Below are 26393 nucleotides of genomic sequence, written 5' to 3' on the forward strand. Positions count from 1 at the left end.
CGTTCGTTCACAAGGAACTGCGGTAGGCTGTCTTCAAAAGCTTCCCGTATTCCCTGTTTTTCCGCATCGTGGACTCGGAAGTCCACATCCTCGCCTGCTTGCACAACCGCCAGAATCCCGCGCATTGGCGCAGAAGGCGCTGACGCTCAGACTTCCTCCTCCTCCTCGAACACCGGATACGTCCCGAAGTCGCGGATAGGGCGCAGGACGACGTTGCTGACGACGCGGGCCACGCCCATCTCGGCATCGTCGATCCAGCTGTCGGTCAGTTCCTGGTAGGCCTCCAGGTCGCGGCAGACCAGCTTGGCGATGTAGTCGTAGGGGCCGCTGACCTCGAAGCACTCGATGACCTCGGGCACCTCGCGCAGGCGGCGTTCGAAGGCGCTGGTGCGGGCACGGCCCTGTTTTTCCAGGGAGATTTGGGCCAGGACGAAGACGCAGGACTGGATGCGGCGCACGTCCACCTGGGCTTGGTAGCGGACGATGATGCCCTCGCGCTCCAGCCGGCGCACCCGTTCCAGGCAGGGGCGGGCGGACAGGCCCACCCGTTCCGACAGGGCCTGGTTGGTGACGCGGCCATCGGCCTGCAATTCCGTCAGGATCTTGATGTCGATGGCGTCGAGCTTGCGCGGCTTCAAGGCGGGGTCCGAAAAGGCCAAAGCGAGGACGCCAGCTTAAGCGCCCTCGCCTCCGCCCCCAAAGGCTTTACTTGCCCAAGGGTTTTACTTTGAGGTGCGATCCAACTTCAGGATCAGGCAGAAGGCCGAACCGCCGGACAGGCCGAAATCGCTGACCGGCGTCTCGTGCACGCGATAGCCGCGCTCCGTCAGCATGCCGCGCAGGGCCGGGCTGGCGGTGGCCAGCACGATATCGCGGCCCAGGTTCACGGCATTGACGGCCAGGGTGCAGGCATCGGGCTCCGGCGCCACGATCAGGTTTTCGGCGCCGAAGCGCTCCCGGATGCGGGCGTTGCCCTCGGCGGAGAAGGCGCCGGGGAAGTAGAGCACCTCACCGCCCGTCAGGGGGCAGAGGCAGGTGTCCATGTGATAGAAACGCGGGTCGACCAGTTCCAGCGCCTCGACCTCCACACCGAACAGGTCGCGCACCACCGGGGCGGCCGCCTTGTCGGAGCGCTGGCCATAGCCCAGCCAGAAGGTCTTGCGCACGGGGTCCCAGACGCAATCGCCCGCCCCCTCCAGCACCACGCCCGCCGGCATGTCATGCACCTCGGTCAGCAGGCCCCGGTCCTTCAGCGCGTCGAAGGTACGGCGGAACACCGGCGTCTCACCCTGGCGCTGGGGGTGGCGGAAGGTGGCGACCAGCGCCTTGCCGTCCAGAACCACGGCGGCATTGGCGGTGAACACCATGTCGGGCAGGCCGGGCTGAGGTGCCGCGAATTCCAGTTCCACGCCCAGGCCACGCAGGGTGGCCACCAGCCGTTCCCAGCCGTTGGAGGAGCGGGCGCCCAGCAGGGCCCCCTCCTCCTGCCAGCGATCCGGCCGCATCCAGGGATTGATGGCGTAGCTCACCTCGAAATGCTCCGGAGCGCACATCAGGATGCGGCCACCGGGCAGGGCGTCGGTCGCGGCGCCGGCATGGGTGGCGGCAGCGGCGCCAGTCAGGCTGGTATCGGGCATGGATGGGGATTCCCTGGGTGTTGTTGTCGATTGATGTCAGGCGAAGGTCGCCAGGGTCTCGGCCAGGCGGTCCACCGCCCAGTCCAGATCCTCCGGCGCGATCATCAGCGGCGGCGCCAGGCGCACCACCGTGTCGTGGGTTTCCTTGGACAGGACGCCGCGGCGCATCCACTCCTCCACCACCTGGCGGGCGGTGGCGCGGGCGGGATCGATCTCCAGCCCTACCCACAGGCCAAGGCCGCGGATGTCGCGAATCAGTGGGCTGTTCAGGGCACGCAGGCGGTCCATGAGATGTGCGCCCAGCGCGGCGCTGCGCTGGACCAGCCCTTCCTCCTCGATCACCGCCAGGGCCTCCAGCCCCACGGCGGCGGCCAGCGGGTTGCCGCCGAAGGTGGAGCCGTGACTGCCGGGATCGAACACGTCGATGACATCGCGGCGGGCGACGAAGGCGGAAACGGGCAGCACGCCACCGCCCAGTGCCTTGCCTAGGCACAGGCCATCGGGGCGGATGTCTTCATGCTGATGGGCGAACCAGCGGCCGGTGCGGCCCAGGCCGGACTGGATCTCATCCAGGATCATCAGGATGCCGGCGCGGTCACAGGCCGCGCGCACGCCCTTGAGGTAGCCGGCCGGCGGCAGGACGATGCCGGCCTCCCCCTGGATGGGTTCCAGCAGCACGGCCGCCGTGTTGGGGCCGATGGCCGCCGTCAGCGCGTCCAGGTCGCCGAAGGGCACGACGCGGAAGCCGGGGGTGTAGGGACCGAAGCCCTCCCGGTAGGCCTCTTCGGAGGAGAAGCTGATGATGGTGGTGGTGCGGCCATGGAAATTGCCGCTGGCCACGATGATCTCCGCCTGGTTGGCGGGAATGCGGCGATGGCGATAGCCCCAGCGTCGGGCGGCCTTCACCGCCGTCTCCACCGCCTCCGCCCCGCTGTTCATGGGGCAGGCGCCGTCCAGGCCGGTCAGGGCGCACAGGCGTTGCAGGAAGGGGCCCAGCCTGTCGGTATGGAAGGCGCGGGAGACGACGGCCACCTTGGCCGCCTGCTCGGTCAGCGCCCTGAGGATGCGGGGATGGCCATGGCCGACATTGACGGCGGAATAGGCGCTCATCATGTCCAGGTAGCGGCGGCCGGTGTCATCGTGGATCCAGGCGCCCTGGGCACGGGTGATGACCACGGGCAGCGGCTTGTAGGTGTGGGCGCACCAGCGGTCTTCCAGGGCGATGGCCCCGGGGGAAGCGATCCCGCCCCTGTCGCCGTTCAGCCGTTGATCCATGATGTCCTCCACCTTATCCCGGTCTCGTTACCCTGGATGGTGGCATGGACGCGCCAGCCGAAACGGCCGAAGTTCCGGAGGCCGGCGACAGAAGCGGTGGGCGATGGTGCGCCCGGCATACCGTTTCTGTCCCCACCCCTTGCAGGCCGGACATAAGTAAGACGCGCGACGGCCGAACCCGTGCCGGCCTATAACGCTTTATCAGGTCGGAAATTCGGACGCGCCGCTTGCCATCCGGCGCGGAAATTCCGATTTTCCCAATAGGTTCGCACCTCCCACACCACCAGGATCAGGGAACAGACAGCCATGGCCGCCGCCGACAAGACCAGCAAAGCCCCCCGCCCCGTGGTGCTGTGCATCATGGACGGCTGGGGCTATCGGGAAGAGGTGGCGGACAACGCCGTCGCCCAGGGCAACACCCCCAACTATGACCGCCTGTGGAAGGACTGCCCGCACGGCCTGCTGTCCGCCAGCGAGGAGGATGTGGGCCTGCCCGCCGGCCAGATGGGCAATTCCGAGGTGGGGCACATGAACCTGGGTGCCGGCCGCATCGTGTTCCAGGACCTGCCCATGATCGACCGCGCGATCGCCCAGGGCGAGTTCGAGACCAACGCGGCGCTGACCGCGTTCAAGGCGGCGCTGAAGAAGTCGGGCGGCACCGCCCACATCCTGGGCCTGGCCTCCCCCGGCGGCGTGCACAGCCACCAGGACCACATGGTGGCCCTGGCCCGCACCCTGGCCCAGGCCGGCATCCCGGTGGCCCTGCACGCCTTCACCGACGGCCGCGACGTGCCGCCGCAGAGCGCCCTGGAACAGCTGGCCGCCATCGAGGCCGGCCTGAAGGAGGCCCCCGGCGCCAAAATCGCCACGGTGGACGGCCGCTACTACGCCATGGACCGCGACAAGCGCTGGGACCGGGTGGAGAAGGCCTATCGCGCCCTGGTGTCGGCTGAAGGCGAGAAGGCCGCCAGCGCCGAGGCGGCGGTGACGCAGAGCTATGACGCCGGCAAGCACGATGAGTTCATCCTGCCCACCATCATCGGCGATTACGCCGGCATGAAGGACGGCGACGGCGTGCTGATGGCCAACTTCCGCGCCGACCGCGCCCGTGAGATCCTGTCCGCCCTGGTGGAACCGGAGTTCAGCGGCTTCGACCGGGGCACCCCTGTGAAGTTCGCCGCGCAGCTGGGCATGGTGGAGTATTCTTCGCAATTGGCGAAGGTCCTGCCGGCCATCTTCCCGCCCAAGGAAATCCGCCACACCCTGGGCGAGATCGTCTCGCAAAAGGGCCTGAGGCAGCTGCGCATCGCCGAGACGGAGAAGTATCCGCACGTCACCTTCTTCTTCAACGGCGGCGAGGAGAAGGTCTACGAGGGTGAGGAGCGCATCCTGGTCCCCTCGCCCAAGGTGGCGACCTACGACCTGCAGCCGGAGATGTCGGCCGACGAGCTGACGGACAAGCTGGTGGCGGCGGTGGACAGCGGCGCCTTCGACCTGGTGGTGGTGAACTACGCCAACCCCGACATGGTGGGCCATTCCGGCATCCTGGCCGCCGCGGTGAAGGCGGTGGAGGCGGTGGACCGCAGCATCGGCCGGCTGGAGGAAGCGGTGAAGCGCCAGGGCGGCGCCCTGCTGATCACCGCCGACCACGGCAATTGCGAGCTGATGAAGGACCCGGAGACGGGCGGCCCGCACACCGCCCACACCCTGGACCTGGTGCCGGCCATCCTGGTGAACGCGCCGGCCGATGTGGTGCGCCTGGACCAGGGCAAGCTGGCCGACGTGGCCCCCACCCTGCTGGAACTGATGAACCTGCCCCAGCCGGAGGAAATGACCGGCCGGTCCCTGCTGGTACGTGACGCCGCCCGCGCGGCGGCCGAGTGAGCGCGGGCCCCGGGTACAACCGCCCGTGACCGCACCCCCCGTGACCACATCCAGGGCCCCCTTTCCCCTGCTGACCCTGGCGCTGGCGTTGCTGGCGCCGGGCGCGGCGGGGGCCGCCCAGCACGCCCCGCCCGTGGTGCTGACACCCATTGCCCAGACGAGCGGGAGCCAAAGCCCACCCAAGCCGCAGGACGCCCAGCGCCAGCTGGACAAGGTGGAAAAGGATCTGAAGGCCGACCAGGCGCGCAAGGCCGAGCTGGACGCCAAGAACGACGCGCTGGAGCGGGAACTGGCCGATCTGCGCGCCAAGTCGGTGGCGGTCGCGGAGGACCAGCGCCGGCAGGACGACGCCCTCCGCACGGTGGAACAGTCGCTGGCCGGCCTGGCCGCCAACGAGCAGGAACAGATGGCCCGCATCGACGCCGACCGCGCGGCGCTGGCCGACCTGCTGGGCGCCCTGCAACGCTTGTCCCGTTTGCCGCCGGAGGCCATGGTGGCCCGGCCGGAGGCGCCGGGCGAGATGGTCAAGAGCGCCCTGCTGCTGCGCGAGGCCATCCCCCAGCTGAAAAAGCGGGCGGACGCGCTGGCGGCGCAGTTGCGGGAACTGGCGGCCTTGCGCCAAAAACTGGCGGACAAGCGCGCCCAGGCGCTGACGGCGAAAAAGGAGCTGGAAAAGCGCGAGGGCGAGCTGCGCGACCTGGTGTCGCGCCGCGAGGCTCTGTCGCAGGCCAACGACGCCGAACTACAGGATGTGGCCGGTCACATGGCCGTGTTGACGTCCCAAGCCGGCGACCTGCGCGACCTCATGGAAAAGCTGGAGGCGGAGCGCAAGGCGGCCGCCGAGCGGGCCCGCCAGGCGGAGGCGCAGAAGCGCCAGCAGGCGGAAGAGGCTCGGCAGAAAAAGGCGCAGGAGCGGCTGGCCGCCATGGGCCGCACGCCCAAGGATGTGCCCGGCGGCACGGCGCTGGGCGGCATGACCCTGCCCGTGGCCGGACCGGTGGCCCAGCGCTATGGCGAGCAGGACGCGGTGGGAACCACCAGCCGCGGCGTGCGCATCAGCGCCCGCGCCGGGTCCCCCGTCGTGGCGCCGTATGAAGGCTCGGTGGTTTTCGCCGGCCCGTTCAAGGGCTATGGCCTTATCTTGATCGTCGAGCACCCCAATGGGTATCATAGCCTGATCGCGGGATTGGGTCGGATCGATACGCGGGTGGGACAACGTGTGTTGACCGGCGAACCCATGGGCGCCATGGCCAGCGACGGAAGCCCCACATTGTACTTCGAGTTGCGGCGGGGTGGTCAGCCGATCAACCCCCTGCGCGGCTTTACGGGCACCGAGGGTAAAGGACAAGGGTGAGATGAAGAAACTGCTGACCTCCGTGGCTGTCGTGGCCCTGGTCTATCTGGCAAGCCCCCTGTCCCGGCCGCTGGACGCGAAGCCGCCGATCAAGGCGGAAACCTACAAGCAGCTGGAACTGTTCACTGAAGCGTTCGAGCGGGTGAAGTCCGACTATGTCGAGGAAGTGCCGGACGACCAGCTGGTCGAGGCCGCGATCAACGGCATGCTGGCCTCGCTGGACCCCCATTCCAACTTCATGAACAAGAAGAATTGGGAGGACATGCAGGTCCAGACCAAGGGTGAGTTCGGCGGCCTGGGCCTGGAGGTCACGGAGGAGAATGGCGTGGTCAAGGTGATCTCGCCCATCGACGACACGCCGGCCAGCCGCGCCGGCGTGCAGCCCGGCGACTACATCACCCACCTGAACGACGAAGCCATCGTGGGCCTGGGCCTGAACGAGGCGGTGGAGAAGATGCGCGGCGCCCCGGGCACCGACATCAAGGTCACCATCCACCGCAACAACGTGCCCCAGCCCCTGAACTTCACCCTGACCCGCGCCGTCATCAAGGTGCAGTCGGTGCGCTGGCGGGTGGAGGGCAAGGTCGGCTACATCCGCCTGTCCGGCTTCACCGAGCAGACCCAGTCCGGCCTGGACAAGGCCCTGGCCGGCATCCAGAAGGAGCTGGGCGACAAGGTCATCGGCTATGTGCTGGACCTGCGCAACAACCCCGGCGGCCTGCTGGACCAGGCCATCTCGGTCAGCGACACCTTCCTGGAGCGGGGGGAGATCGTCTCCACCCGCGGCCGCCGCCCCGACCAGGGCGAGCGCTACAACGCCAAGCCCGGCGACGCCATCCACGGCCTGCCGCTGGTGGTGCTGATCAACGGCGGCTCCGCCTCCGCCTCGGAAATCGTCGCCGGCGCGCTGCAGGACCATAAGCGCGCCATCCTCATGGGCACGCAGAGCTTCGGCAAGGGCTCGGTCCAGACCATCATGCCCATGCCTGGCGGCAACGCCATGAAGCTGACCACCGCGCGCTATTACACACCGTCCGGCCGGTCCATCCAGCAGTTGGGCATCACCCCGGACATCGAGGTGCAGCAGGCCAAGGTGGAAGAGGTGGGCGCACCCGCCGGTCTTATCCGCCGGCGCGAGGCCGACCTGCCGCACGCCCTGCGCAACACCGACCCGGGCGCCAAGCAGCCGGCCAAGCCGGGCGATGACGCCAAGGACAAGACCTCGGACGGCAAGACCCCGGATGGCAAGACGCCGGACAACAAGGGTGCCGGCGCCGACAAGGCCAAGGTCGATTCCAAGACGCAGGACCCGAAGGCGGGCGCCAAGGGCCAGGACGCCCCGGGGGGCAACCCGGTGCCGCCGGCCGCCAATGGCGATGCCACGCCCCAGGATTATCAGCTGACGCGCGCCCTGGACCTGCTGCGCGGCCTGTCGCTGTTGCAACAGTCCAAGGCCACGAACTGACCACAACACGCCCTAGCCAACCGACGGGGACCCCTTGGCCGCCCTAACCAGCCGCCTGAAGAGCCTTGTGTCGCGCAAGGCCAAGCCTTCCAAGGCGGCAAAGAAGACGAAACGCGGGAAGGGCGACGACAACGACGCCTTCGAGGCGCTGTTGGCCGATGCGGACGAGGATGCGTCCGCCGACGTGCTGGCGGCGCGCCTGGGCGTGCCCAAGCGCACCGGTCGCGGTGCCGGAACTGCCAAGGCGGGCCCCAAGGCGCGGGGCAAGGGCGACAAACCCCGGCGGCGCCTGAACCTGTTCGCCGTGGCCGTGGCCCTGACCGTGCTGGTCGTGGCGGGAACCGTGGCCTGGCTGGCCGCCACCGGTGAGGAGACGGCCGCGGCCCGGCGCAAGGCGGCCACCCTGCCCGACATCGCCGTCACCCTGCCGGAGGGTGGCGCCCGGCCGGTGGAGGCCCCCCCGGCAGCCACCGGAGCGGCGGATGGGGCGGCCGCGAAGGCCGCCGCCGCGCATGAGCCCGACCCCATGGACATGGCGGTGAAGCTGGCGCCCAGCCGCAACGACGACCTGCTGGAAAAGACGCGGGCGGGCTATCTGCCACGCATGCCGGCCAAGGGCCCCGCCCCCTGGCAGGCCTACAGCCGCCCCTTCCCCCAGGATGACAAGCGGCCGCGCATCGCGCTGGTGATGGCCGACCTGGGCTGGTCGCCCAGCGCCCTGGAAAAGGTGCTGGCCCGCATGCCCGCCGCCGTCACCCTGGCCTTCGCCGCCAGCGCGCCCAACCTGCAGAAGGCGGTGGACCAGGCGCGCGGCGATGGCCATGAGGTGCTGCTGCAGGTTCCTATGGAGCCGCAGGACTTCCCCCGCAACGATCCCGGTCCCGGCACCCTGCTGACCAGCTTGCCGGATGAGAAGAACGTGGACCGGCTGGAAACGGCCATGGCCAGCGCCACCGGCTATGTCGGCCTGACCAACCTGACCGGCACCAAGTTCCTGGCCAGCCATGACAGCCTGCAAACCGTGCTGCGCCAGGTGCAACGCCGGGGCCTGATCTATGTCGACAGCTGGCCCACCCCGGCCAGCCAGGCCACCCGCATCGCCACCGAGCTGGGCCTGCCCCGCGCCGTGTCGGACGTGCAGGTGGACCGGGCGCCGTCCGACGCCGGCGTCGCCGCCCAGTTGGCGGAACTGGAACGGCTGGCCAAGCTCAACGGCGTCGCCGTCGGCTATGCCCAGCCCTATCCCGTGACACTGGAGGCTATCGCCCGCTGGGCCGTGGGCCTGCGCGACCGGGGTATCGTCCTGGCGCCCGTGACCGCCGTGGTCAACCGGCAGGCGGACCGATAGCGCTTTACTCCCCCGCGCCGCCCCTTATGTCCTTCATGCCCAGGAATGGGCGGATCTGACGGCGGCGGTGGAATAAATGGCTTCAAAGGTTCGCTTGAACGAGGATACCGGGCAGCAATTGCTGGGGGGTGCTGTCAGCATCCTTGTCTTCCTCATCTGTCTTCTTGGCTTGGGCTATGCCTGGGAATGGATGCAGATGTCGCTGGCGCCGGACTCCCCGTGGTTTTGCGCCGCCCCAAGCTTCATCGGGCGCCTACTTTTTCTCCTGAATATGGCCGTCGCGTTCTTTATGGCTGGGCTGACCGGGTGGATCTTGGCCCGCCCGCACAGATACCGGGACGAAAAGGTCCTCCGCTCCAGGACGGTCCGTAGGGTGCTGTGGAGCCTGCTTCCCTTGGGCGCCGTCGCCTTCTTCCTCAGCGGAACACGGACCTGCCTGGTCGACGGCGGCATCTATGCCCAATCCAGCTATCTATCGGCCCCGCATCGTTACACCAGGGACCAGGTGAGGCTCATCATTCCTCATTGCGACAATAACAGTCGCGCCCCCTTCCACATCGCCATCGCCCTCAAGATGGCTGACGGACGCACGCTCAACCTTGAGAGCCCAAGCCGTAACCCCACCCCAGGTGAGCCGACGCTGGCAGACCTTCTGGGCGCGCCCGTGGATTGGAGCGATGTACCGGACTATTGCCCCAGCCGGGTGATCACGCCCTATCTGCCGGATACCCGCCCCGGGAGAGAGGGCACCGCCACCCCCTGACCTTTCGACGCCGGCCGCTACCTCCTTAAGGCCCATAGGCGTTTCCGCCCTCCACCGGCATCCTGGGCATCCCCGGAACGGTCTGAATGGAGGAACACCATGGCCCCCAAACGCATCCTGATGATCGTCGGCGATTTCGCCGAGGACTATGAGACCATGGTGCCCTTCCAGGCCCTGTCCATGGTGGGCTACCAGGTCGACGCCGTGGCCCCGGGCAAGCGGCCGGGCGACAAGATCGCCACCGCCGTCCATGATTTCGAGGGTCACCAGACCTATACCGAGAAGCGCGGCCACGACTTCACGCTGAACGCCGATTTTGAAAGCGTGAAGGCCGACGACTACGTGGCCCTGGTCATCCCCGGCGGCCGCGCGCCCGAGTTCCTGCGCCTCGACAGCCGGGTGATCACCCTGGTGAAAGCGTTCGCGGCGCAGGACAAGGCCATCGCCGCCGTCTGCCACGGCCCGCAGATCCTGGCCGCCGCCGGCGTGCTGTCCGGCCGCAAGGTCTCCGCCTACCCCGCCTGCCGGCCGGAGGTGACCCTGGCCGGGGGTGAGTACGCCGACATCCCGGTGGACGGCGCCGTCACCGACGGCAAGCTGGTGACCGCCCCCGCCTGGCCGGCCCATGCCGCCTGGCTGGCCCAGCTGCTGAAGGTGCTGGGCGCGGAGATCAGGATTTAAGAAAGGCGAAGCCCCCGCGTCGGGGTCACCGGGCGGGGGCTTGATTCTCAGGACGGTGGCGGAACCGGCTTACAGCTTCACCAGCGCCTTGCCCAGGTTCTTGCCCTGCAGCAGGCCGAGAAAAGCGGGAACGGCGTTCTCCAAGCCCTCGGTCACGTCCTCGCGATAGCGCAGTTGGCCGCTTTTCACCAGGGCGCCGACCTCTTCCAGGAAGGCGTCGTTGCGGTGCCAGTGGTCGGAGACGATGAAGCCCTGCACGTGCAGGCGGCGGGTCAGGATGGTCGACAGCAGGGCCGGCACCCGGTCCGGGCCGGCCGGCAACGCGGTGTCGTTCAGGTTGCCGATGCGGCCGCACAGCGGCACGCGGGCGAAGGTGTTCAGCAGGTCGAACACCGCGTCAGTGACCCGGCCGCCGACATTGTCGAAATAGACGTCGACGCCATTGTCGCACGCGGCGGCCAGCGCTTCCTTGAAGGTCTCGGCCTTGTAGTCGACGCAGGCGTCGAAGCCCAGCTCATCCACCACGAAGGCGCACTTCTCCGCCCCGCCGGCGATGCCGACGGCGCGGGCGCCCTTCAACTTGGCCAATTGGCCAACGACGGAGCCCACGGCGCCGGCGGCGGCGGACACCACCACCGTTTCACCCGGCTTGGGCTGGCCGATGTCGTTCAGGCCGACATAAGCGGTCAGACCCGGCATGCCCAGCACACCCAAGGCGGTCGTGACCGGCAGGCCATCGGTGTCCAGCTTATGCACCGACTTCGGCCCGGCCACGGCGTATTCCTGCCAGCCGGAATTGGACAGCACGAGGTCGCCGGCCTGGAAGCCGGGAACGTTGCTTTCCACAACCTCACCGATGGTGCCGCCCACCATCAGGCCACCGACCTCGATGGGCGGGGTATAGGACTTGGCGGCGCTCATGCGGGCGCGCATGTAGGGGTCGAGAGAGAGCCACCGCGTCTTCAGCAGAATCTGGCCGGGGCCCGCCACGGGGATGGACGCTTGTTCCATCCCGAAGTTCTGTTCCGTCGGGAGCCCCTCGGGGCGCGAGGCCAGAACAATCCTGCGGTTCAGCGGCATGTCTTTCCTCATCTTCCTTCAGAAGGGCGACACCCCGCGGGTGGCCCCGTTCATTCGCGTGAGGGTGTGGCCCATGCGGGTCGGGCCAGCCGGAACCGCACGATCACACCACGAACCAGGGGCCGGTCTTTCAGACGACTGTGCACGTCAAGCAGCCGCCGACACCTTGGTCCTTCGTCCAGGGCGCAAACCTTAGCCCACGGCCCGGCACCCGGTGAAATGCCGTTGGCGCAACCCCGCACCCCACCGCCGGACACCGGACCGTTGCAATTTTTGGCTGTGCTTCCCGCGGCTCGTCCCGGCATCCGCCGGGCGAGGACACCACAAAAAACCCCGGCCGCGAGGATGCGGGACCGGGGTTTTGTCGACATCGGAAGAAGGCGGGACCGATCAGTCCGGCTTGCGGGTCAGGCCGGTAAGGGACACCAGCTGCTGCTGCAGCTCGTCCAGCCGCTTCTGCAACTCATCGAACTGCCCGCCGGTGGTGGCGGGCTTGGCCTTGGGCGCCTCACCCGTTTCAGGGCGGGCCGCGTCGGCACCGGCCAGGGGCGAGAACATGCGCATCGCCCGCTCGAACATGGCCATGTTCTGCTTGCCCACCTCCTCGAACGAGCCGAAGGGGAACATGCCACCCAGGGTGTTCTGGAAGTAATCCCGCATCTTTTCGTGATTACGGGTGAACGACTGCATGCTGTATTCGAGATACTTCGGCACCATCCACTGCATGTTGTCGCCGTAAAGGCTGATCAACTGCCGCAGGAAGCCGATGGGCAGCAGGTTCTGTCCGCCCTTGGACTCTTCTTCCACGATGATCTGGGTCAACACCGACCGGGTGATGTCGTCGCCCGACTTGGCGTCGTAGACAACGAAGTCGGTCCCGTCCTTCACCATCTGGCATAGATGGTCCAGGGTCACGTACGAACTGGTGGCGGTGTTGTAAAGACGCCGGTTGGCGTACTTCTTGATCGTGATCGGCGCGGGCTTGGGATCTTCTTTGTCGACCATAGGCGGCGTTTCCCGGCGATGTTTATCACCCGTTGCACGGGTGCACTGCACATAGCTAATCCATGCGGTGCGGCACACGCAAGCATCCTACTAAGGAACAATGCGCGTATGACCTTCCGCCACCGCTTTGCCAGCCGGTGGCGCGGGTGTAGATTGCCCCCATGCCGCGCAAGCCTGACGCCCCATCGCCCCCGCCCTGCGCCCCCGCCTCCGGCACCTGTCAGGGGGAGCCGCCCAGCCTGGACGCGCTGGCTCGGCGCTACCTGGACTTGTGGCAGGACCAATGGGCCGCCATGTCCGCCGATCCAGACATGACAGACGCGTTCGCCCGCCTGGTCCGCGCATTCGGCCAAGCCGCCTGGCCGGGCGGTGGCGCGAATCCGGGGCCTGGCGCCTGGTCGGGCGCGCCTTTCTTCACCCCCGCCACCTTCCCCTGGGGGCCATATGCCAGCACGCACAGCAACACAGGCCCCGGGCCAGCGGTCGGACGACCCGGCACCGACGGGGCCCCCGAAACGCCGCCAGGGCCCCCGGCCGCTGGCAGCGCACCTGACGGCAGCGATGGCCGTCTTGCTGAACTCGCAGGCCGGATTGCCGCTCTTGAACGGCAGCTCGCCGATCTGGCGCAAGGAGCTGGAGCCGAGGTGCCGCCAACTGCGCGCCGACCTCGCCGGCGTCGACCCGGAGGCGCTGAAAACAGCGGTTGAGCGCGAAACCCGACGCCGACTCGACACGTTCCTGAGCGGGCTGGAACGCTATCGCCGGGCCCCCTACCAGCGCGACGTCCTCGACCCGCCACCGATATGGACGGAAGGCAACAGCCGCCTGCTGGATTACAGCCGGCCCGGGGCGAAGGGCCCCGTGCTGCTGTTCGTGCCTTCACTGGTCAACCGCGGCTATATCCTGGACCTGTCGGCGCGCAAGAGTCTGGTGCGATGGCTGGCGCAAGTGAGCGATGCGCAGGGAGGGTTCCGCCCCCTGCTGCTGGACTGGGGCTCGGTGGGGGCCACGGAGCGAGGGTTCGGCCTCAGCGACTATGTCGCCGGCCGGCTGGCACGCGCCGTGGACGCGACGCGCGACCTGATGGGCCAGACGCCTGCCTTGGTGGGATATTGCATGGGCGGCACGCTGGCCGCCGCCGCCGCCGTGCTGCGACCCGAGGCGATTTCATCCCTGGTGCTGCTAGCCGCCCCTTGGGATTTCCATGCCGACGACGCGGCGGCGGCGCTGCGCACCGCCGCCGTCCTGCCCCTGGTCGAGCCGGCGCTGACCTGGCTGGGCGAACTGCCGGTGGACATGATCCAGTTTCTGTTCGCCGGGCTGGACCCGCTGCTGGCGTTGCGCAAGTTCAGCCGCTACGCCCACCTGGACCCGGACAGCCAGGACGCCCAGGACTTCGTGGCGCTGGAGGACTGGCTGAACGACGGGGTGCCCCTGGCCGCCGCCGTCGCGCGGGAATGCCTGGGCGGATGGTACGGCCGTAACGACCCCGCCCAGGGTAACTGGCGGATGACGGGCCGGGCCATAACGCCGGAGGCCATCCGCCTGCCCACGCTGGCCATCATCCCCGCCCGCGACCGCATCGTGCCACCGGGCGCCGCCCGCGCCCTGATCGATGCCATACCCGGCGGCGACCGGCTGGAGCCCCCATTGGGCCACATCGGCATGGTGGTCAGCGCCGGCGCGCCGGCGCAGGTGTGGGCGCCGCTGGCCGAGTGGCTGCGGGCGCGTCTTCAGGCGCCGCGGTCATAGCGGTAAGGACCGCCCTTCTCCACCGCCGCGCGGTAGGCCGGCCGGGACTGGATGCGCGTCAGGAAGTCGGCCAGGTGGGGGAAGCGCTCCGCCGCATCCGGCGCCGTGAGGGCCGTCTCGATGGGGAAGCTCATCTGGATATCCGCGGCGGTGAAGGTCTCCCCCAGGAACCAGGGGCCCTGGGCCAGTTCCGCGTTCATGTAACCCAGGTGGTTGGCCATCTCCGACGCGATGCGGGGCTGCAGGGGGGCGGCACCGTCGCCCAGCCGGCTGGTGTAGAGCCGCAGCAGGATGGGCAGCATGGCGGAACCCTCGGCGTAGTGCATCCAGTGGCTGTAGCACGCCTGGGCGGCACGGTCCCCCGCCGGCGGCGCCAGGCGCCCATTCCCGTGGGTGCGCACCAGATACTCGATGATGGCGCCCAATTCGGCCAACACTAGGCCATCGTCCTCGATCACCGGCGACTTGCCCAGGCGATGAATGACCTTCAAGGCCGGGGGGGCCAACTGCGTGGCCGGATCGCGCTCATACCGCACCACCTGGTAAGGCAGGTCCAGTTCCTCCAGCGCCCACAGCACGCGCTGCGACCGGGAATGGTTCAGATGATGGACGATGATCATGGCGCGCTCTCCGACAATTTCAGCTTTTCGTACGGGGTGGATACGGCTGGATCATAGGCCCAGATCAGCCGCCAGCTTGGCGGCACGCGCTTCGGCGCCATCGGGGCCGTAGGCTTCCTCGAACCCGGATCCCCAGATGGGGCCCGGCCAGGCGGCGTCGCCGCGCGTGCGGGCGACGACATGGACGTGCAGTTGCGGCACCAGGTTGCCGATGGCGGCGACGTTCAGCTTATCCGGGCTGAAGGCCGCCTCCATGACGCGCGAGACCTGGGCGATCTCCGCCATAAGCTGGACCTGGTCGGCCGTCTCCAGCCGATGGATCTCGACGGCGCCGGCCCGGCGGGGAACCAGGATCAACCAGGGCCAGCTGGCGTTGCGGGACAGCAGCACGCGGCTGAGCGGCAGGTCGCCCACGGCCACGGTGTCGGCGGCCAGGCGGGGGTGCAGGACGAAGTCGGCGGTGCTTGTCATTTGCGCAGGCGATCCCTTCGGGGCAGGACGCCGGGATTCGGCGACGGACGGCGCCCGCAATACCGCTGGACGCCCTCGGTAGGATGGCTATGTACTACTGTCCAATGCCGTCCGTCCAAGGGGTTCGCCCAGGGAAGGCGGCCGGGTCATGGAGATGAGGGGCGCGGATGGGTCAGCCTTGGGACTGAAAATGGCGTGGGGGCGCCCGGCCTCCATAAAATTGCCCCATAGTCGTGTCATTGGATGGTTTCGCTTCCGTCACGGCGGGGGCGTCACGGTGGGGCGCCATGGTGGGGCCTTGGGGCTGGGAACCCGCCCGATAATTCATTAGTTTGCGGGGCCGCCCGTTCAGCCGTGCGCGTTCCTATTCCTTTTTCATCATCGTCCCGTTCATCATCATTCCGTTCCAGGGGCAGGGGTCGTTCACAATGCGTAAGATTTTGAGGATGCAGAAATCCGCCTGGGCGGTCCTGCTTCTTCTCGTGCTGGGCAACATCGGCGCGTGGGCAGTCGTCAACCGCCCGGCCAGCGAGCGCCCCTGGGCCGGCACCATCGCCGGTGTGGCCTTCGTGCCCTTCCAGGCCAACCAAAGCCCGCAGAACGGGGACAGCCCCTCCGCAGATGACATCAAGCGCGACCTGGACGTGGTGGCGCCGCATGTGCAGTCCATCCGCACCTATCAGGTCGGCAACGGCATCGACCAGGTAGCGCCCATCGCACTGGAGCGTTACCCCAACCTGACCATCACCCAGGGCGCCTGGCTGTCCAAGGACACCGCCGCCAATGAGGCGGAGTTGGCCGGCCTGGTGCGCGTCGCCCGCGCCAACCCGAATGTGAAGCGGGTCATGGTCGGCAACGAGGTGCTGTTCCGCGATGACTTCAGCGTCGCCCAGCTGATCGACTACATCCAGCGGGTGAAGCGCCAGGTGAACGTGCCGGTGTCCACGGCCGAGCCGTCCTACGTCTGGCTGGATCATCCGGAACTGGCCGACGCCTGCGACTTCATCACCATCCACCTGCTGCCTTACTGGAACAAGGTGTCGGTGGACCGCGCGGTGGAAGACGCCATGGCGGCCTACCGCCAGGTGCAGGAGCGCTTCCCCAACAAGCACATCCTGATCGGCGAGACCGGCTGGCCGTCCGATGGCGCCTATCGCGGGGCGGCCGAGGCCGGGCTGGTGAACGAGGCCAAGTACATCCGCAGCTTCCTGAACATCGCCGGCCAGCAGCGCCTGGACTTCTACATCATGGAGGCCTTCGACCAGCCGTGGAAGCGCACGCTGGGCGGCACGGCGGAAACGGCCTGGGGCATCTGGGACGCCCATCGCCACCAGAAGTTCCCCATGGTGGGCGGCATCCTGGAAGTGCCGTCGTGGCGGGTGCTGTGCGCCATCGCCACCGCCCTGGCCTTCTTCCCCATGTTCTTCTTCGTGCTGGCCCGCGACGACCTGAAATGGCGCGGCCAGTTGTTCTACGGCTTCCTGATCCAGACGGTGGCGTCCGTCCTGGTGTGGACAGGCACCCAGGCCCTGACCGTGGGCATGGGCACCCTGTCCTTCACCGCCTTCATGGTGCTGATCTTCGCCCAGCTAATCCTGTTCGCCGTCATGTTGATCGACGGCCTGGAATTGACGGAGGTGGTGTGGACCCAGCGCTGGAAGCGGCGCTACACGCCGGTGCGTGAGCCGCTGGGCGACTACACGCCCAAGGTTTCCATCCATGTGCCCTGCTACAACGAGCCGGCGCACATGGTGATCGAGACCCTGGACGCCCTGGCGGCCATGGACTACCCCAACTTCGAAGTCCTGGTGATCGACAACAATACCAAGGACGAGGCGGTGTGGCGGCCGCTGGAGGAATACTGCGCCAAGCTGGGGCCGCGCTTTCGCTTCTTCCACCTGCCGCGCTGGCCGGGCTTCAAGGGCGGCGCCCTGAACTTTGGCCTGTCCGTCACCGCCCCGGATGTGGAGGTGGTGGGCGTCATCGACAGCGACTACCAGGTCACGCCCGACTGGCTGTCGGCCACCATCCCCTATTTCAAGCGGCCGGAGGTGGGCTTCGTCCAGTCCCCGCAGGACTATCGCGACTGGTCCGACGACGCCTTCAAGTCGATGATCAACTGGGAATACCAGGGCTTTTTCCACATCGGCATGATCCAGCGGAACGAGCGCAACGCTATCATCCAGCACGGCACCATGACCCTGGTGCGCAAGAGCGCCCTGGACGGCGTGGGCCGCTGGGCCGAATGGTGCATCTGCGAGGATTCGGAGCTGGGCCTGCGCCTGTTCGAGGAGAAGCTGGAGGCGGTCTACATGCCCGACAGCTTCGGCCAGGGCCTGGTCCCCGACAGCTTCGCCGGCTACAAGACCCAGCGCTTCCGCTGGGCCTACGGTGCCGTGCAGATCCTGAAGCGCCACTGGCGCGAGATGATGCCGGGCGGCACCAAGCTGACCGCCGGTCAGAAGTACCACTTCATCACCGGCTGGCTGCCCTGGTTCGCCGACGCCGCCCACATGGGCTTCGTCATCGGCGGCATCATCTGGTCGCTGGGCCTGCTGCTGCTGCCGCAGTGGATCGAGTTTCCGCCCACCGTCTTCATCCTGCCCACCCTCAGCGTCTTCTTCTTCAAGGTGCTATGCGGCCTGTGGCTGTATGGGGAGCGGGTGAAGTGCCGCTTCATCGACAAGCTGGGAGCGGCCATCGCCGGCATGGCGCTGACCCACACCGTGGGCCGCGCCGTCTGGGTGGGCCTGTTCACCAGCGGCCGCCCCTTCGTGCGCACACCCAAGTGCGAGGACCAGCCGGCCCTGATCCAGGGCTTCCTGCATGCGCGGGAAGAGGTGGCGCTGATGCTGGGCCTGTGGCTGGCCGCCGCCGCCATCGCCCTGCTGAAGGGCAGTGACAACCGCGACGCCTATGTCTGGGCAACCATGCTGGTGGTCCAGTCCTTCCCCTACATCGCCGCCCTGTTCCTAAGCACCCTTAACGCCCTGCCCAAGGGCGGCGGGGCCGAGGCCTCGACCGCGCCGGCGGAATAAGCGCGGGGGTCACGGGCGTGATGGTCAATACGGGGCGGTGGGGCAACCTACCGCCCCGTTCCGTTTCAAAGCCAACGAGCCGGCCGGGCACAATTCCGTGACCGAAACGCCGATTCGCGCCCACAACAGCCCAGACGCGCTATCCTGAACCCAGGTTCAACAATCGGTGGGCCGGCCCACGGGGCCGCCAAAACAGGATCGGCCAGAAGGCCGGGGAACGGGAGGGAATGGTGAAAACGCAGCCACTGTCGACCCAGGCGCCGCAAACCGACGCGGCGGAGGGCGACGTCGATCTCCAGGGCGATGCGGATGTCCAGGCCGTGCTTGCCGCCAACCGACGCTTCTATCAGGCCGTCGCGGAACGCGATGTGGCGGGGATGGAGGCGCTGTGGGCCCAGGACGGGGACGTGCGCTGCGTCCATCCCGGCTGGCCGGCGCTGTCGGGCTGGGAACAGGTCATGCGCAGCTGGCGCGACCTGCTGGGCAACTCCCGGTCCCCGGACGTGCGCCACCAGGGCGCGCAGGCCATGGTCTGCGGCGACATCGGCTGGGTGGTGTGCGAGGAGTTCGTGGCCAGCACCGCCCTGGTGGTCACCAACCTGTTCACCCGGTCGGTGGGCGGCTGGCGCATGATCCACCACCAGGCCACGCCCATCTCCTCCATCGCCGCGTTCGAGGACGCCAGCGGCCACGAGGATCTGCATGGCCGGCCGCCCACGCTACATTAGACCTGATTAGTACGACAAATCCGGTTTTGGAGATTGCGGGGGCGCCGCTTTTCCGTACTGTTATCGCTAACAACACGGAAAACAGGGAGAGCCCCATGCGGCGTTGGCTGCGCATCGCACGTTTTTTACCGACCGTCCTGACCGGATTGCTGGCCATTGGCCCCGCCCTGGCCGCATCGCCTGCCCCCACGCCGCCCGCCCCCACGCCGCCCATGGGGTGGAACAGCTGGGACGCCTACGGCTTCACCATCGACGAGGCCGACTTCAAGGCCAATGTCGGCGTGCTGGCGACGCTGAAGCGTTACGGTTGGACATACGCCGTGGTGGATGAGGGGTGGTACATGGCCGACCCCTTCGGCAAGACCCTGGCGGAGCGGCAGTACCTCTTGGACGGCAACGGCCTGCTGGTCCCCGTGCCCGCGCGTTTCCCCACGGCCGCGGACGGCCGGGGCTTCAAGACGCTGGCCGACTGGGTGCATGCCCAGGGCCTGAAGTTCGGGCTGCACATCGTGCGCGGTATTCCCAAGCAGGCCGTGGAGCGGAACACGCCGGTGGCGGGGGCCTCCTTCCACGCGGCCGACGTGGCGGACACCGCCGACACCTGCCCTTGGGATGACGGCAACTATGGGGTGCGCGATACGCCCGCCGGCCAGGCCTACTATGATTCGATGATGGCGCAGTACGCGCGCTGGGGCCTGGACTTCCTGAAGGTCGACTGCATCGCCGACCATCCCTACAAGGCCAGCGAAATCCGGCAGATCAGCAGCGCCATCGCCAAGACGGGCCGGCCCATCGTGCTGAGCCTGTCGCCCGGTCCCACCAATCTGTCCCACGCGGCGGAGATCAGCCGCTATGGCCAGATGTGGCGTATCACCAATGACGTGTGGGACGGCTGGACCTTCCCCCATGAAAAGCCGGGCGACGACTTCCCCTATGGCGTGCGCGACCTGTTCGACCGCCTGCCCGGCTGGGCGCCGCACACGGGCCAGGGCCGCTGGCCGGACGCGGACATGCTGCCCATCGGCACCCTGGCCCCCCATCCCGGCTGGGGTGAGCCCCGCGCCTCACGCCTGACGGCGGAGGAACAGCGCACCCTGATCACCCTGTGGGCCATCGCCCGTTCGCCCCTGATCCTGGGCGCCAACCTGACCAAGCTGGACGATGCCACCCGCGCGCTGATCACCAACCGCGCGGTCATCGCGGTGGACCAGACGGCCAAGGACAGCCGGCCGGTGACGGACCTGCCCGCCGGCTTCGAGAACGCCCGCGTCTGGCTGGCCACGGGCGCCAAGGGTCAGCGCTACCTGGCGCTGTTCAATCTGGATGACAAGCCCGCGACGCTGTCGGCGCCGTGGGAAAAGGTGGGCCTGGCCGCCGGCCGCCATGCGCCCCACGACCTGTGGACGGACAAGGCCCTGCCGGCGGCGGAAGCCATGGCCGTCACCCTGCCCGCACATGGCAGCGCGCTGTTCGAGGTGAAATGATCGAGAGGCGGGCCGCTGCGTCCGGGATCATTCCCGGCGCAGCACCTTGTCCGCCAGTACGCTGGCCCACCAGCGGGTCATGAAGGTCTTCTTGAAGGCCGGCGGGTCGTAGACGTCATCCACCCACTGGTAGAAGGCGTCGACGGTCGGCTCGATGCGCTGCCCCTCGGCATAGGCCAGGAAGGTCTCGAAGAAGTGGTCCAGGATGCCGGTCTTGGCATGCCGCAGGTGGCCATATTTGGGGCTGAGTTGACCCAGGGCGGTCCGCAGGGGCACGCCCTCATGCACGAACAGGTACAGCACGCTCATGAAGCCGACCCGGTCGGACCCGGCCTTGCAGTGCATCAGCACCGGGTACTGCGCGTCACGCCAAATCTCCCGCGCCTGGTGCAGGATATGCTTCTTGGGCGCGTCGCGGGAATTCACGGGGAAATTGACCAGGGCCAGGCCCTGGCGGGCACAGGCCTCATCCTCCAGCACCCAGGAGCCGCAATTGTCGCGCCGGCCGCGCAGGTTGATGACGGTGCGCACGCCCAAGCGGGCGGCCTGGGCGATGTGCCGGGGCGTCGGCTGGCTGGAGCGGTACAGCCGCGGCGAAATCTGAAACATGTTCTTGTAGATCATGCGGATGAACGCATGGTCCTTGAAGAAGCTGTTCAGGTAACGCTTCACGCCGCTGATCCGCTGCGGGGGCACCCCACTCGCAGGGGATGAGGTCGCCGGGGAAGGGGTTGCCAAGGGGGCGGGCGGCGCCTCGGTTCCAGCCGCCGGCATCTTGTCCACCGTCACGGCCTGCAGCCGATAGTCCGTCATCGCGTGTACTGTCCCAAAAGCACAAGGCAGCCTAAAAGCAAAGGCAAAAGCCCACCTGGCCAGGCGTTCCGTCGGCCGAGCATAGGTCCCTTATATAGGGGGTTTATTTCGCGGGCGCGAGGGGGCATGCGCGCATGGGCGCATAGACCGCAGCCCGGCGCATCATTGGGGCCGGCGCACCACCGGGACAGGCGGGGCCTCAGCGCGCGGCGGGGCGCACATAGGTGGAGTCGAGCCGGTCCAGCCGGTCGAAGAAGGGGGCGACCACCGACCGATCCTCCTTGGTTTCCCGGTCCAGAGCGGCGCGATCATGTTCCGTCCACCGCACCAGGGTCGCCATCTCCTGCCGGTCGAAGGCGCTGAGGGTGGAGGTGGAGGCCAGCTTCTGCGCCGTCGCCCCTTTTTCCACCGGCTCCTCCGCCGCGCGGGCCGCCTGGCGGGCAGCCAGCACCCGCTGCGTCACCTGTCGCCAGCGCCGCTCGTCAAAGCCATATTTGGACAGCAGGGCTTGCGCGTCAGGCCCGGGGTGGGCCAGCAGGACGAACGCCGGTTGCCCATCGTTCGGCGCGGACGCGACCAGAGCCTCAGCCGCCGTCACGTAGCGACCGACCTCATCGGTGTCCAAACGCTCATGCGCCAGCATCGGCGCGGATACCATCAGAACCACTAACGCGGCTGCGAAGCGCATCGTTTGCCCCCAAACGTTCGCGCGCCAAATGTGATCATTTGTTATAATGGGCACGCAACGGCATTTCCAGAGGAAAGCCGGGAAGCAACGAGTAAAACTGACGAATTGTGGCGAAGGTATGGCCGCGCCGCGCCTCTTCCCAACTCTTCGGGAGGGCGCGCAAGGACAGGCCTGCGGCGGTACCGCGCATGCCCCTTGAATGATGTCAAGACGTGCCCTAGGGTCCCGACGCACCCATGGGTTTTCCATTTAGGATAGACGTAGCCCCGTGTCCCGTTTCACCGCCCGTCTTCTTGCCGCCGGCACCGCCTTGGTCCTGGCCGGCACCGCCCTTGCCCAGACCACCCCGCAACCGGATCAGCCCTCGGGGGGCCAAGCCCCGACCAGTGGTTCGGATGCCGGCGGCCTGATCCTTCCGGGCGCCATCTCCTCGGGCTCCAGCGTCGCGGCGCCGCAGCAGGCCCCCGTGCCCGGCCCCGCCATGGGTCCGGCCGCCGGGCCCGCGGCTGGCCCCAGCGCCGGTCCGCGCCAGGCGCCGGCCGCCCAGGCGCCCATTGCCGGCCCGGCTGCGCCGGCTGCCGCACCGGCCGCGTCCAAGGTGGGCACGGTCACCGGCAACTGGCAGGTGGGGCCGCAGGTCTACACCGATGGCAGCTTCAAGCTCTGCGAGGCGCAGGCCAGCTTCGACAATGGCCTGGCCCTGGTCTTCCTGGCCCTGCCGGTGCCCCAGGCCGAGCAGCAGGCCAAGAAGCTGCCGCCCAAGATCATCAATCTGGTGATCGGCGTGCCCGGCGCCAACATGCCGCCGGGCCAGGGCCCGGCCGTGAAGCTGAAGCTGGACGGCAAGCTGGAGCAGACACGCGGCTCGCAGATCATCCAGCCGAACGCCATCATGACCGGCTTCGACCCGATGGACGCCAACTTCACGAAGGCGCTGCTGACGGCCAACAAGCTGGAGGTCAGCAGCCCCAACGATACCGCCACCTTCGTCCTGAAGGGCGGCACCAAGGCCTTCAAGGACCTGAACGCCTGCTTCGACCAGGCGGTGGCCGGCAAGCTGCAGTTGCCGCCGCCGCCGCCGGCCATCCCGCCGGCCTTCGCGCAGCTGTTGATCGATGCCGGCCTGAAGGACGCCCACCCCCTGCCGGTGGACAAGATGTCACCGCAGGAGCGCCCCGGCGACTTCGCCTGGGCCGTTCAGAAGGATGTCATCGGCTCGCTGCGCTCGGTCGGCCTGAAGCCTGAGGCGGGTGACCTGGAAAAGGTGATGCAGAACTATCTGGACAGCCTGTCCAAGGGCTGCCAGGGCACCTACACCCCGACCAAGGGCAAGCTGGAAAAGCTGCTGCAGATCGACATGCAGACCGGCTCCGCCAGCTGCAAGACGGACAAGGGTGAGTTCTACGCCAACCTGATCCTGTACCTGACCAAGGACCGGCAGCTGTTCATCATCTCGCATGAGGCGCCAGCGGCGTCCAAGGCTGTGGCCGACAACGCCGGCAACGCCATCGCCGGCGTGCTGCGCAAGAAGGCCAACGAGCCGCCGCCCGCCCAGGGCACGCAGCAGCCGGGCCCCGCAGCCGGTCCGCGCAAGCAGCAGTAAACCTCAGTCTCACGGCTGAAATGAAACGGGAGGGGCCAACACCCCTCCTGTTTTTTGGGTCCCTCAGACGCCGGGCGCCAGCATCCGCTGACTTGGCTGATCCTCGGTTTCCAGTCCGCTGCGCTCCCCGGAAACCTCCGGCGGCTGCAGTCGCAGCCTAGGACGGCATAAAGAGAGGCCTTACAGCCGCCATCACACCACTTCCCGCACCAGCTTGGACAGGAAGGCGTCGGCGAAGGCGTGGCGGTTGGCGGCGGTGATGACGAAGGCGTCCTCCCCCGCCACGACATTCTCGCGGTAGTACGGCTCCAGCCAGTCATATTCGTCCAGGATGACCAGGCCGTTCACCCCGACCCCGGCGGCCTGGGCGTGCGCGCGGGCGGAGCGGGGATCGATGCCGCCGTTGTTGAAGCCGTTGCTGACCAGGTCGATGGTGCGCCGGTCGGCACTGTAGGGACAGGCGTCCAGCTGGCGCACCGCCTGGACGATGCAATCGCCCAGGGCGGTGTTGCCGCCCATGGCCACGCCGGGCGCCGCGTCGATGCGGTCGGCCAGGGCCAGCGCGTCCTGCGGCGTGGCCAGCAGGGTCCAGGGCACCAGCGTGGTCAGGGTGCCGGGGCCGGAGAACAGGGCCAGTTGCACCGCCACCTTGCCCTTGGGCCCGCCGGCCAGGGCTTGGTGCACCGCCTTGTCGCGGAAGGCGGCCGCATGGCCGCGCAATTGGAAGTCCAGCATCACCTTGGAAATGCTGGCGGAACTGTCCACCGCCATCACGAGCGCCAAATCCACCGGCGTGCCGCCAGCCCGGGCCCAGGCGGGAGCCGCCACCATCGGCGCCGCCAGCGCGGCCCCCATGCCGGTCAGCAGCGCGCGCCGCGTCGGCTTTGCCGCCCCTTGGCCATCCTTACCCACGTTTCGTCCCATATGCCTGCAGTCCCAAGGAGAAGCGCGGCGATCCTGGGGGATCAGTCCTTGCCCCCGCTGCGCGCCCAGGTGACAACCTTGCGCATGACGGTGGGCAGGGCCTGGTCATGGAAATCGGCGGGGGCGCACCATACGCCTTCGACCGCCGCCCCCTCATCCGCCAGGTGGCCGCGAACGACGGTAAGTTCCAGGTGAAAATGGGTGAATGTGTGGCGGACGATGCCCGGCAGGCGCTGCCAGTCCACCGACGCCGGCGCCCAGGCCAGCGCCCGGGTGTAGGCCAAGTCCGCGCCCGGTTCCCAGGCGCTGGACGGCACCTCCATCATTCCGCCCAGCAGGCCCGACTCGGGCCGGCGACGCAGAAGCACCTGCCCCCGCGCGTTGGTCAGCCAGAAGGCCACGCCCCGGCGGGTGGGCTTGGCCGCCTTCTCCGCCTTGCGCGGCAGCAGGTCGGCGATGCCGTCCCGCCGTCCTCGGCAGGCATCTCGCCAGGGGCACAGCACGCACCGCGGATTGCGCGGGCTGCACAAGGTGGCCCCCAGGTCGAACAGCGCCTGGGTATAGTCGCCCGGCCGCCTGTCCGGGACCAGGGCCGTGGCCAGCGCCTTCAGCGTGGGCTTGGAACCCGGCAGCGGGTCGGTCACCGCGTAGATGCGGGACAGAACGCGTTCCACATTGCCGTCCATGGCCGTGGCCGGCAGGTCGAAGGCGATGGCCGCGATGGCGGCGGCGGTGTAGGCGCCGATGCCGGGCAGATCCAGAAGGGCGGACTCGTCCGCCGGGAAGCGGCCACCATGCCGCGCTACCACCGCCTGGGCGCAGGCATGCAGGTTGCGGGCGCGGGCGTAATAGCCAAGACCGGCCCATTCCTTCAGCACCGCGTCCAGATCCGCCGCCGCCAGGTCCGCGACCGTGGGCCACCGGGCCAGGAAGCGCTGGAAGTAAGGCCCCACGGTCGCCACCGTCGTCTGCTGCAGCATGATTTCCGACAGCCAGACATGATAGGGATCGGCCACCGTTCCGGGAGCGGACCGCCAGGGCAGTTGGCGGCGGTGGGCGTCATACCAGGCCAGCAGGTCGGCGGGCCGGGGAGCCGGCAGGTCAGGGCCGGCGGCGGAGCCAAGGGGGAAGGAGTCGCCTGCGACGATCATTGTGTGGTCAAAGCCCCTTGCGCCATGGTTCAACAACCCCCAAACACTGTTCCCGGATAGGGGCCGCCCCCAGCGGATACGCCGCCCCCGCAACTGTTTCAAGGTCCACCGACGCCCATGCCCGGCCCGCGCCCCATCGGCCGCCACCTGAACGCCATCGCCGGCAAGGCGCTGGGCCCGCACGGCCCCGCCTTCGCCACCCTGCTGGCTGAATGGGACGCTATCGTGGGCCCGCGCCTGGCCAGCGTCGCCCTGCCGCTGAAGCTGCAGTTCCCCAAGGGCCGGCAGGATGATGCCGTGCTGCACCTGGGCGTGGCCGGACCCGCCGCATTGTTCATCCAGCATGAGGAACCGCAGATCCTGCAACGGTTGAACGGCTTCTTCGGTTTCCGCGCCGTGGCGCGGCTGAAGCTGCTGCAGGCGCCTCCCGCCACCAACCGACGGCGCGACCGGCCGGCGCCGATTCCCCGCCGCCTGTCGGCGGGAGAGGCGGCGGCGCTGGAAACCCAGACGGCGGCCGTGGAAGACGGGGACTTGCGGGAGGCGCTGACCAGCCTGGGCCGCGCCATCCTGGCCACCGAAAAGCCGGCCGGGTCCCCGAAGCGATAGCCCCTCGGACGCGGCTTGCC

At 68.3% G+C, this 26393-nt stretch carries 23 protein-coding genes; 12 read left to right on the forward strand and 11 right to left on the reverse strand.

The window, feature by feature from the left end; genetic code table 11:
* Positions 1-146: 146 nt before the first annotated feature.
* The 3 genes from UCD39_RS17180 to rocD all read right to left on the reverse strand — a co-directional run bounded on the left by UCD39_RS17180 (position 147) and on the right by rocD (position 2912).
* Positions 147-638, reverse strand: a complete 492-nt coding sequence (locus tag UCD39_RS17180) for an Lrp/AsnC family transcriptional regulator (protein WP_330497118.1) — start codon at positions 636-638, stop codon at positions 147-149.
* Positions 639-722: 84 nt separating this feature from the next.
* Positions 723-1637, reverse strand: coding sequence for a dimethylarginine dimethylaminohydrolase family protein (locus UCD39_RS17185; protein WP_330497119.1), 915 nt, complete (start codon positions 1635-1637; stop codon positions 723-725).
* 36 nt (positions 1638-1673) lie between these two features.
* Positions 1674-2912, reverse strand: a complete 1239-nt coding sequence (gene rocD / locus UCD39_RS17190) for an ornithine--oxo-acid transaminase (RefSeq protein ID WP_330497120.1) — start codon at positions 2910-2912, stop codon at positions 1674-1676.
* 306 nt (positions 2913-3218) lie between these two features.
* Here rocD and gpmI point away from each other — a divergent pair, with 306 nt between their 5' ends.
* The 6 genes from gpmI (at position 3219) to UCD39_RS17220 (ending at position 10407) form a co-directional block, all read left to right on the forward strand.
* Positions 3219-4796: a 2,3-bisphosphoglycerate-independent phosphoglycerate mutase gene (gene gpmI, locus UCD39_RS17195; protein WP_330497121.1), complete on the forward strand. Its 1578-nt coding sequence runs from the start codon at positions 3219-3221 to the stop codon at positions 4794-4796.
* 40 nt (positions 4797-4836) lie between these two features.
* Positions 4837-6150 (forward strand): murein hydrolase activator EnvC family protein, encoded by a 1314-nt coding sequence (locus UCD39_RS17200; RefSeq protein ID WP_330497122.1) that lies wholly within the window; start codon positions 4837-4839, stop codon positions 6148-6150.
* A gap of 1 nt (position 6151) precedes the next feature.
* Entirely contained in the window at positions 6152-7615 is a 1464-nt protein-coding gene (locus UCD39_RS17205) for a S41 family peptidase (protein WP_330497123.1), read from the forward strand.
* 34 nt (positions 7616-7649) lie between these two features.
* Positions 7650-8963 (forward strand): divergent polysaccharide deacetylase family protein, encoded by a 1314-nt coding sequence (locus tag UCD39_RS17210; RefSeq protein WP_330497124.1) that lies wholly within the window; start codon positions 7650-7652, stop codon positions 8961-8963.
* Positions 8964-9057: 94 nt separating this feature from the next.
* On the forward strand, positions 9058-9726 hold the full coding sequence (locus tag UCD39_RS17215; protein WP_330497125.1) for a hypothetical protein: 669 nt from the start codon (positions 9058-9060) through the stop codon (positions 9724-9726).
* 99 nt (positions 9727-9825) lie between these two features.
* A complete protein-coding gene (locus tag UCD39_RS17220; protein WP_330497126.1) occupies positions 9826-10407 on the forward strand; it encodes a DJ-1/PfpI family protein in 582 nt (193 codons plus the stop codon).
* A gap of 69 nt (positions 10408-10476) precedes the next feature.
* Here UCD39_RS17220 and curA read toward each other — a convergent pair whose 3' ends face one another.
* Together curA and phaR are read right to left on the reverse strand one after the other, a co-directional pair.
* Positions 10477-11499 (reverse strand): NADPH-dependent curcumin/dihydrocurcumin reductase, encoded by a 1023-nt coding sequence (curA, locus tag UCD39_RS17225; protein ID WP_330497127.1) that lies wholly within the window; start codon positions 11497-11499, stop codon positions 10477-10479.
* A 378-nt stretch (positions 11500-11877) separates the two neighbouring features.
* Positions 11878-12492: a polyhydroxyalkanoate synthesis repressor PhaR gene (gene phaR / locus UCD39_RS17230; RefSeq protein ID WP_330497128.1), complete on the reverse strand. Its 615-nt coding sequence runs from the start codon at positions 12490-12492 to the stop codon at positions 11878-11880.
* A gap of 561 nt (positions 12493-13053) precedes the next feature.
* Here phaR and UCD39_RS17235 point away from each other — a divergent pair.
* Positions 13054-14244 (forward strand): alpha/beta fold hydrolase, encoded by a 1191-nt coding sequence (locus UCD39_RS17235; protein ID WP_330497129.1) that lies wholly within the window; start codon positions 13054-13056, stop codon positions 14242-14244.
* Here the strand turns inward: UCD39_RS17235 and UCD39_RS17240 are convergent.
* Together UCD39_RS17240 and UCD39_RS17245 are read right to left on the reverse strand one after the other, a co-directional pair.
* Positions 14226-14864: a glutathione S-transferase family protein gene (locus tag UCD39_RS17240; protein WP_330497130.1), complete on the reverse strand. Its 639-nt coding sequence runs from the start codon at positions 14862-14864 to the stop codon at positions 14226-14228. The genes UCD39_RS17235 and UCD39_RS17240 overlap by 19 nt on opposite strands.
* 51 nt (positions 14865-14915) lie before the next feature.
* The gene (locus tag UCD39_RS17245) at positions 14916-15335 is read right to left on the reverse strand and encodes an HIT domain-containing protein (RefSeq protein WP_330497131.1); all 420 of its coding nucleotides are present in this window, start codon (positions 15333-15335) and stop codon (positions 14916-14918) included.
* A gap of 428 nt (positions 15336-15763) precedes the next feature.
* Between UCD39_RS17245 and UCD39_RS17250 the strand changes: the two genes are divergently transcribed.
* From UCD39_RS17250 to UCD39_RS17260, 3 genes are all read left to right on the forward strand, one after another.
* Positions 15764-18373, forward strand: coding sequence for a glycosyltransferase (locus UCD39_RS17250; RefSeq protein ID WP_330497132.1), 2610 nt, complete (start codon positions 15764-15766; stop codon positions 18371-18373).
* A gap of 227 nt (positions 18374-18600) precedes the next feature.
* Positions 18601-19101 carry a nuclear transport factor 2 family protein gene (locus UCD39_RS17255; protein ID WP_330497133.1) on the forward strand — a complete coding sequence of 167 codons (501 nt, stop codon included), beginning with the start codon at positions 18601-18603 and terminating at the stop codon, positions 19099-19101.
* 95 nt (positions 19102-19196) lie between these two features.
* Positions 19197-20585 carry a glycoside hydrolase family 27 protein gene (locus UCD39_RS17260; RefSeq protein WP_330497134.1) on the forward strand — a complete coding sequence of 463 codons (1389 nt, stop codon included), beginning with the start codon at positions 19197-19199 and terminating at the stop codon, positions 20583-20585.
* Between the two features lie 27 nt (positions 20586-20612).
* Here the strand turns inward: UCD39_RS17260 and UCD39_RS17265 are convergent, their stop codons facing one another.
* The gene (locus UCD39_RS17265) at positions 20613-21398 is read right to left on the reverse strand and encodes a protein tyrosine phosphatase family protein (RefSeq protein ID WP_330497135.1); all 786 of its coding nucleotides are present in this window, start codon (positions 21396-21398) and stop codon (positions 20613-20615) included.
* A gap of 199 nt (positions 21399-21597) precedes the next feature.
* Positions 21598-22056: a hypothetical protein gene (locus tag UCD39_RS17270; RefSeq protein WP_330497136.1), complete on the reverse strand. Its 459-nt coding sequence runs from the start codon at positions 22054-22056 to the stop codon at positions 21598-21600.
* Between the two features lie 298 nt (positions 22057-22354).
* Between UCD39_RS17270 and UCD39_RS17275 the strand changes: the two genes are divergently transcribed.
* Positions 22355-23689 (forward strand): hypothetical protein, encoded by a 1335-nt coding sequence (locus UCD39_RS17275; RefSeq protein ID WP_330497137.1) that lies wholly within the window; start codon positions 22355-22357, stop codon positions 23687-23689.
* Positions 23690-23881: 192 nt separating this feature from the next.
* Here the strand turns inward: UCD39_RS17275 and UCD39_RS17280 are convergent, their stop codons facing one another.
* Positions 23882-24613 carry a DUF1194 domain-containing protein gene (locus tag UCD39_RS17280; protein WP_330497138.1) on the reverse strand — a complete coding sequence of 244 codons (732 nt, stop codon included), beginning with the start codon at positions 24611-24613 and terminating at the stop codon, positions 23882-23884.
* Between the two features lie 41 nt (positions 24614-24654).
* Entirely contained in the window at positions 24655-25764 is a 1110-nt protein-coding gene (gene mutY, locus UCD39_RS17285) for an A/G-specific adenine glycosylase (RefSeq protein ID WP_330497139.1), read from the reverse strand.
* 117 nt (positions 25765-25881) lie between these two features.
* Between mutY and UCD39_RS17290 the strand changes: the two genes are divergently transcribed.
* Positions 25882-26373, forward strand: coding sequence for a DUF721 domain-containing protein (locus UCD39_RS17290; protein WP_088870846.1), 492 nt, complete (start codon positions 25882-25884; stop codon positions 26371-26373).
* The last annotated feature ends 20 nt before the right edge of the window (positions 26374-26393 follow it).

Source organism: Nitrospirillum karajorum (assembly GCF_036348415.1).
Taxonomy (GTDB): Bacteria; Pseudomonadota; Alphaproteobacteria; order Azospirillales; family Azospirillaceae; genus Nitrospirillum; species Nitrospirillum amazonense_B.

Bases quoted from the DNA above. Each gene is read 5' to 3' on its own strand.
- UCD39_RS17245 (WP_330497131.1), bottom strand. From the start codon at position 15,335: ATGACAAGCACCGCCGACTTCGTCCTGCACCCCCGCCTGGCCGCCGAC.
- UCD39_RS17250 (WP_330497132.1), top strand. From the start codon at position 15,764: ATGCGTAAGATTTTGAGGATGCAGAAATCCGCCTGGGCGGTCCTGCTT.
- rocD (WP_330497120.1), bottom strand. From the start codon at position 2,912: ATGGATCAACGGCTGAACGGCGACAGGGGCGGGATCGCTTCCCCCGGG.
- curA (WP_330497127.1), bottom strand. From the start codon at position 11,499: ATGAGGAAAGACATGCCGCTGAACCGCAGGATTGTTCTGGCCTCGCGC.
- gpmI (WP_330497121.1), top strand. From the start codon at position 3,219: ATGGCCGCCGCCGACAAGACCAGCAAAGCCCCCCGCCCCGTGGTGCTG.
- UCD39_RS17205 (WP_330497123.1), top strand. From the start codon at position 6,152: ATGAAGAAACTGCTGACCTCCGTGGCTGTCGTGGCCCTGGTCTATCTG.
- UCD39_RS17265 (WP_330497135.1), bottom strand. From the start codon at position 21,398: ATGACGGACTATCGGCTGCAGGCCGTGACGGTGGACAAGATGCCGGCG.
- UCD39_RS17255 (WP_330497133.1), top strand. From the start codon at position 18,601: ATGGTGAAAACGCAGCCACTGTCGACCCAGGCGCCGCAAACCGACGCG.
- UCD39_RS17290 (WP_088870846.1), top strand. From the start codon at position 25,882: ATGCCCGGCCCGCGCCCCATCGGCCGCCACCTGAACGCCATCGCCGGC.
- UCD39_RS17185 (WP_330497119.1), bottom strand. From the start codon at position 1,637: ATGCCCGATACCAGCCTGACTGGCGCCGCTGCCGCCACCCATGCCGGC.
- UCD39_RS17240 (WP_330497130.1), bottom strand. From the start codon at position 14,864: ATGATCATCGTCCATCATCTGAACCATTCCCGGTCGCAGCGCGTGCTG.
- mutY (WP_330497139.1), bottom strand. From the start codon at position 25,764: ATGATCGTCGCAGGCGACTCCTTCCCCCTTGGCTCCGCCGCCGGCCCT.
- phaR (WP_330497128.1), bottom strand. From the start codon at position 12,492: ATGGTCGACAAAGAAGATCCCAAGCCCGCGCCGATCACGATCAAGAAG.
- UCD39_RS17280 (WP_330497138.1), bottom strand. From the start codon at position 24,613: ATGGGACGAAACGTGGGTAAGGATGGCCAAGGGGCGGCAAAGCCGACG.
- UCD39_RS17220 (WP_330497126.1), top strand. From the start codon at position 9,826: ATGGCCCCCAAACGCATCCTGATGATCGTCGGCGATTTCGCCGAGGAC.
- UCD39_RS17235 (WP_330497129.1), top strand. From the start codon at position 13,054: ATGGCCGTCTTGCTGAACTCGCAGGCCGGATTGCCGCTCTTGAACGGC.
- UCD39_RS17270 (WP_330497136.1), bottom strand. From the start codon at position 22,056: ATGGTATCCGCGCCGATGCTGGCGCATGAGCGTTTGGACACCGATGAG.
- UCD39_RS17260 (WP_330497134.1), top strand. From the start codon at position 19,197: ATGCGGCGTTGGCTGCGCATCGCACGTTTTTTACCGACCGTCCTGACC.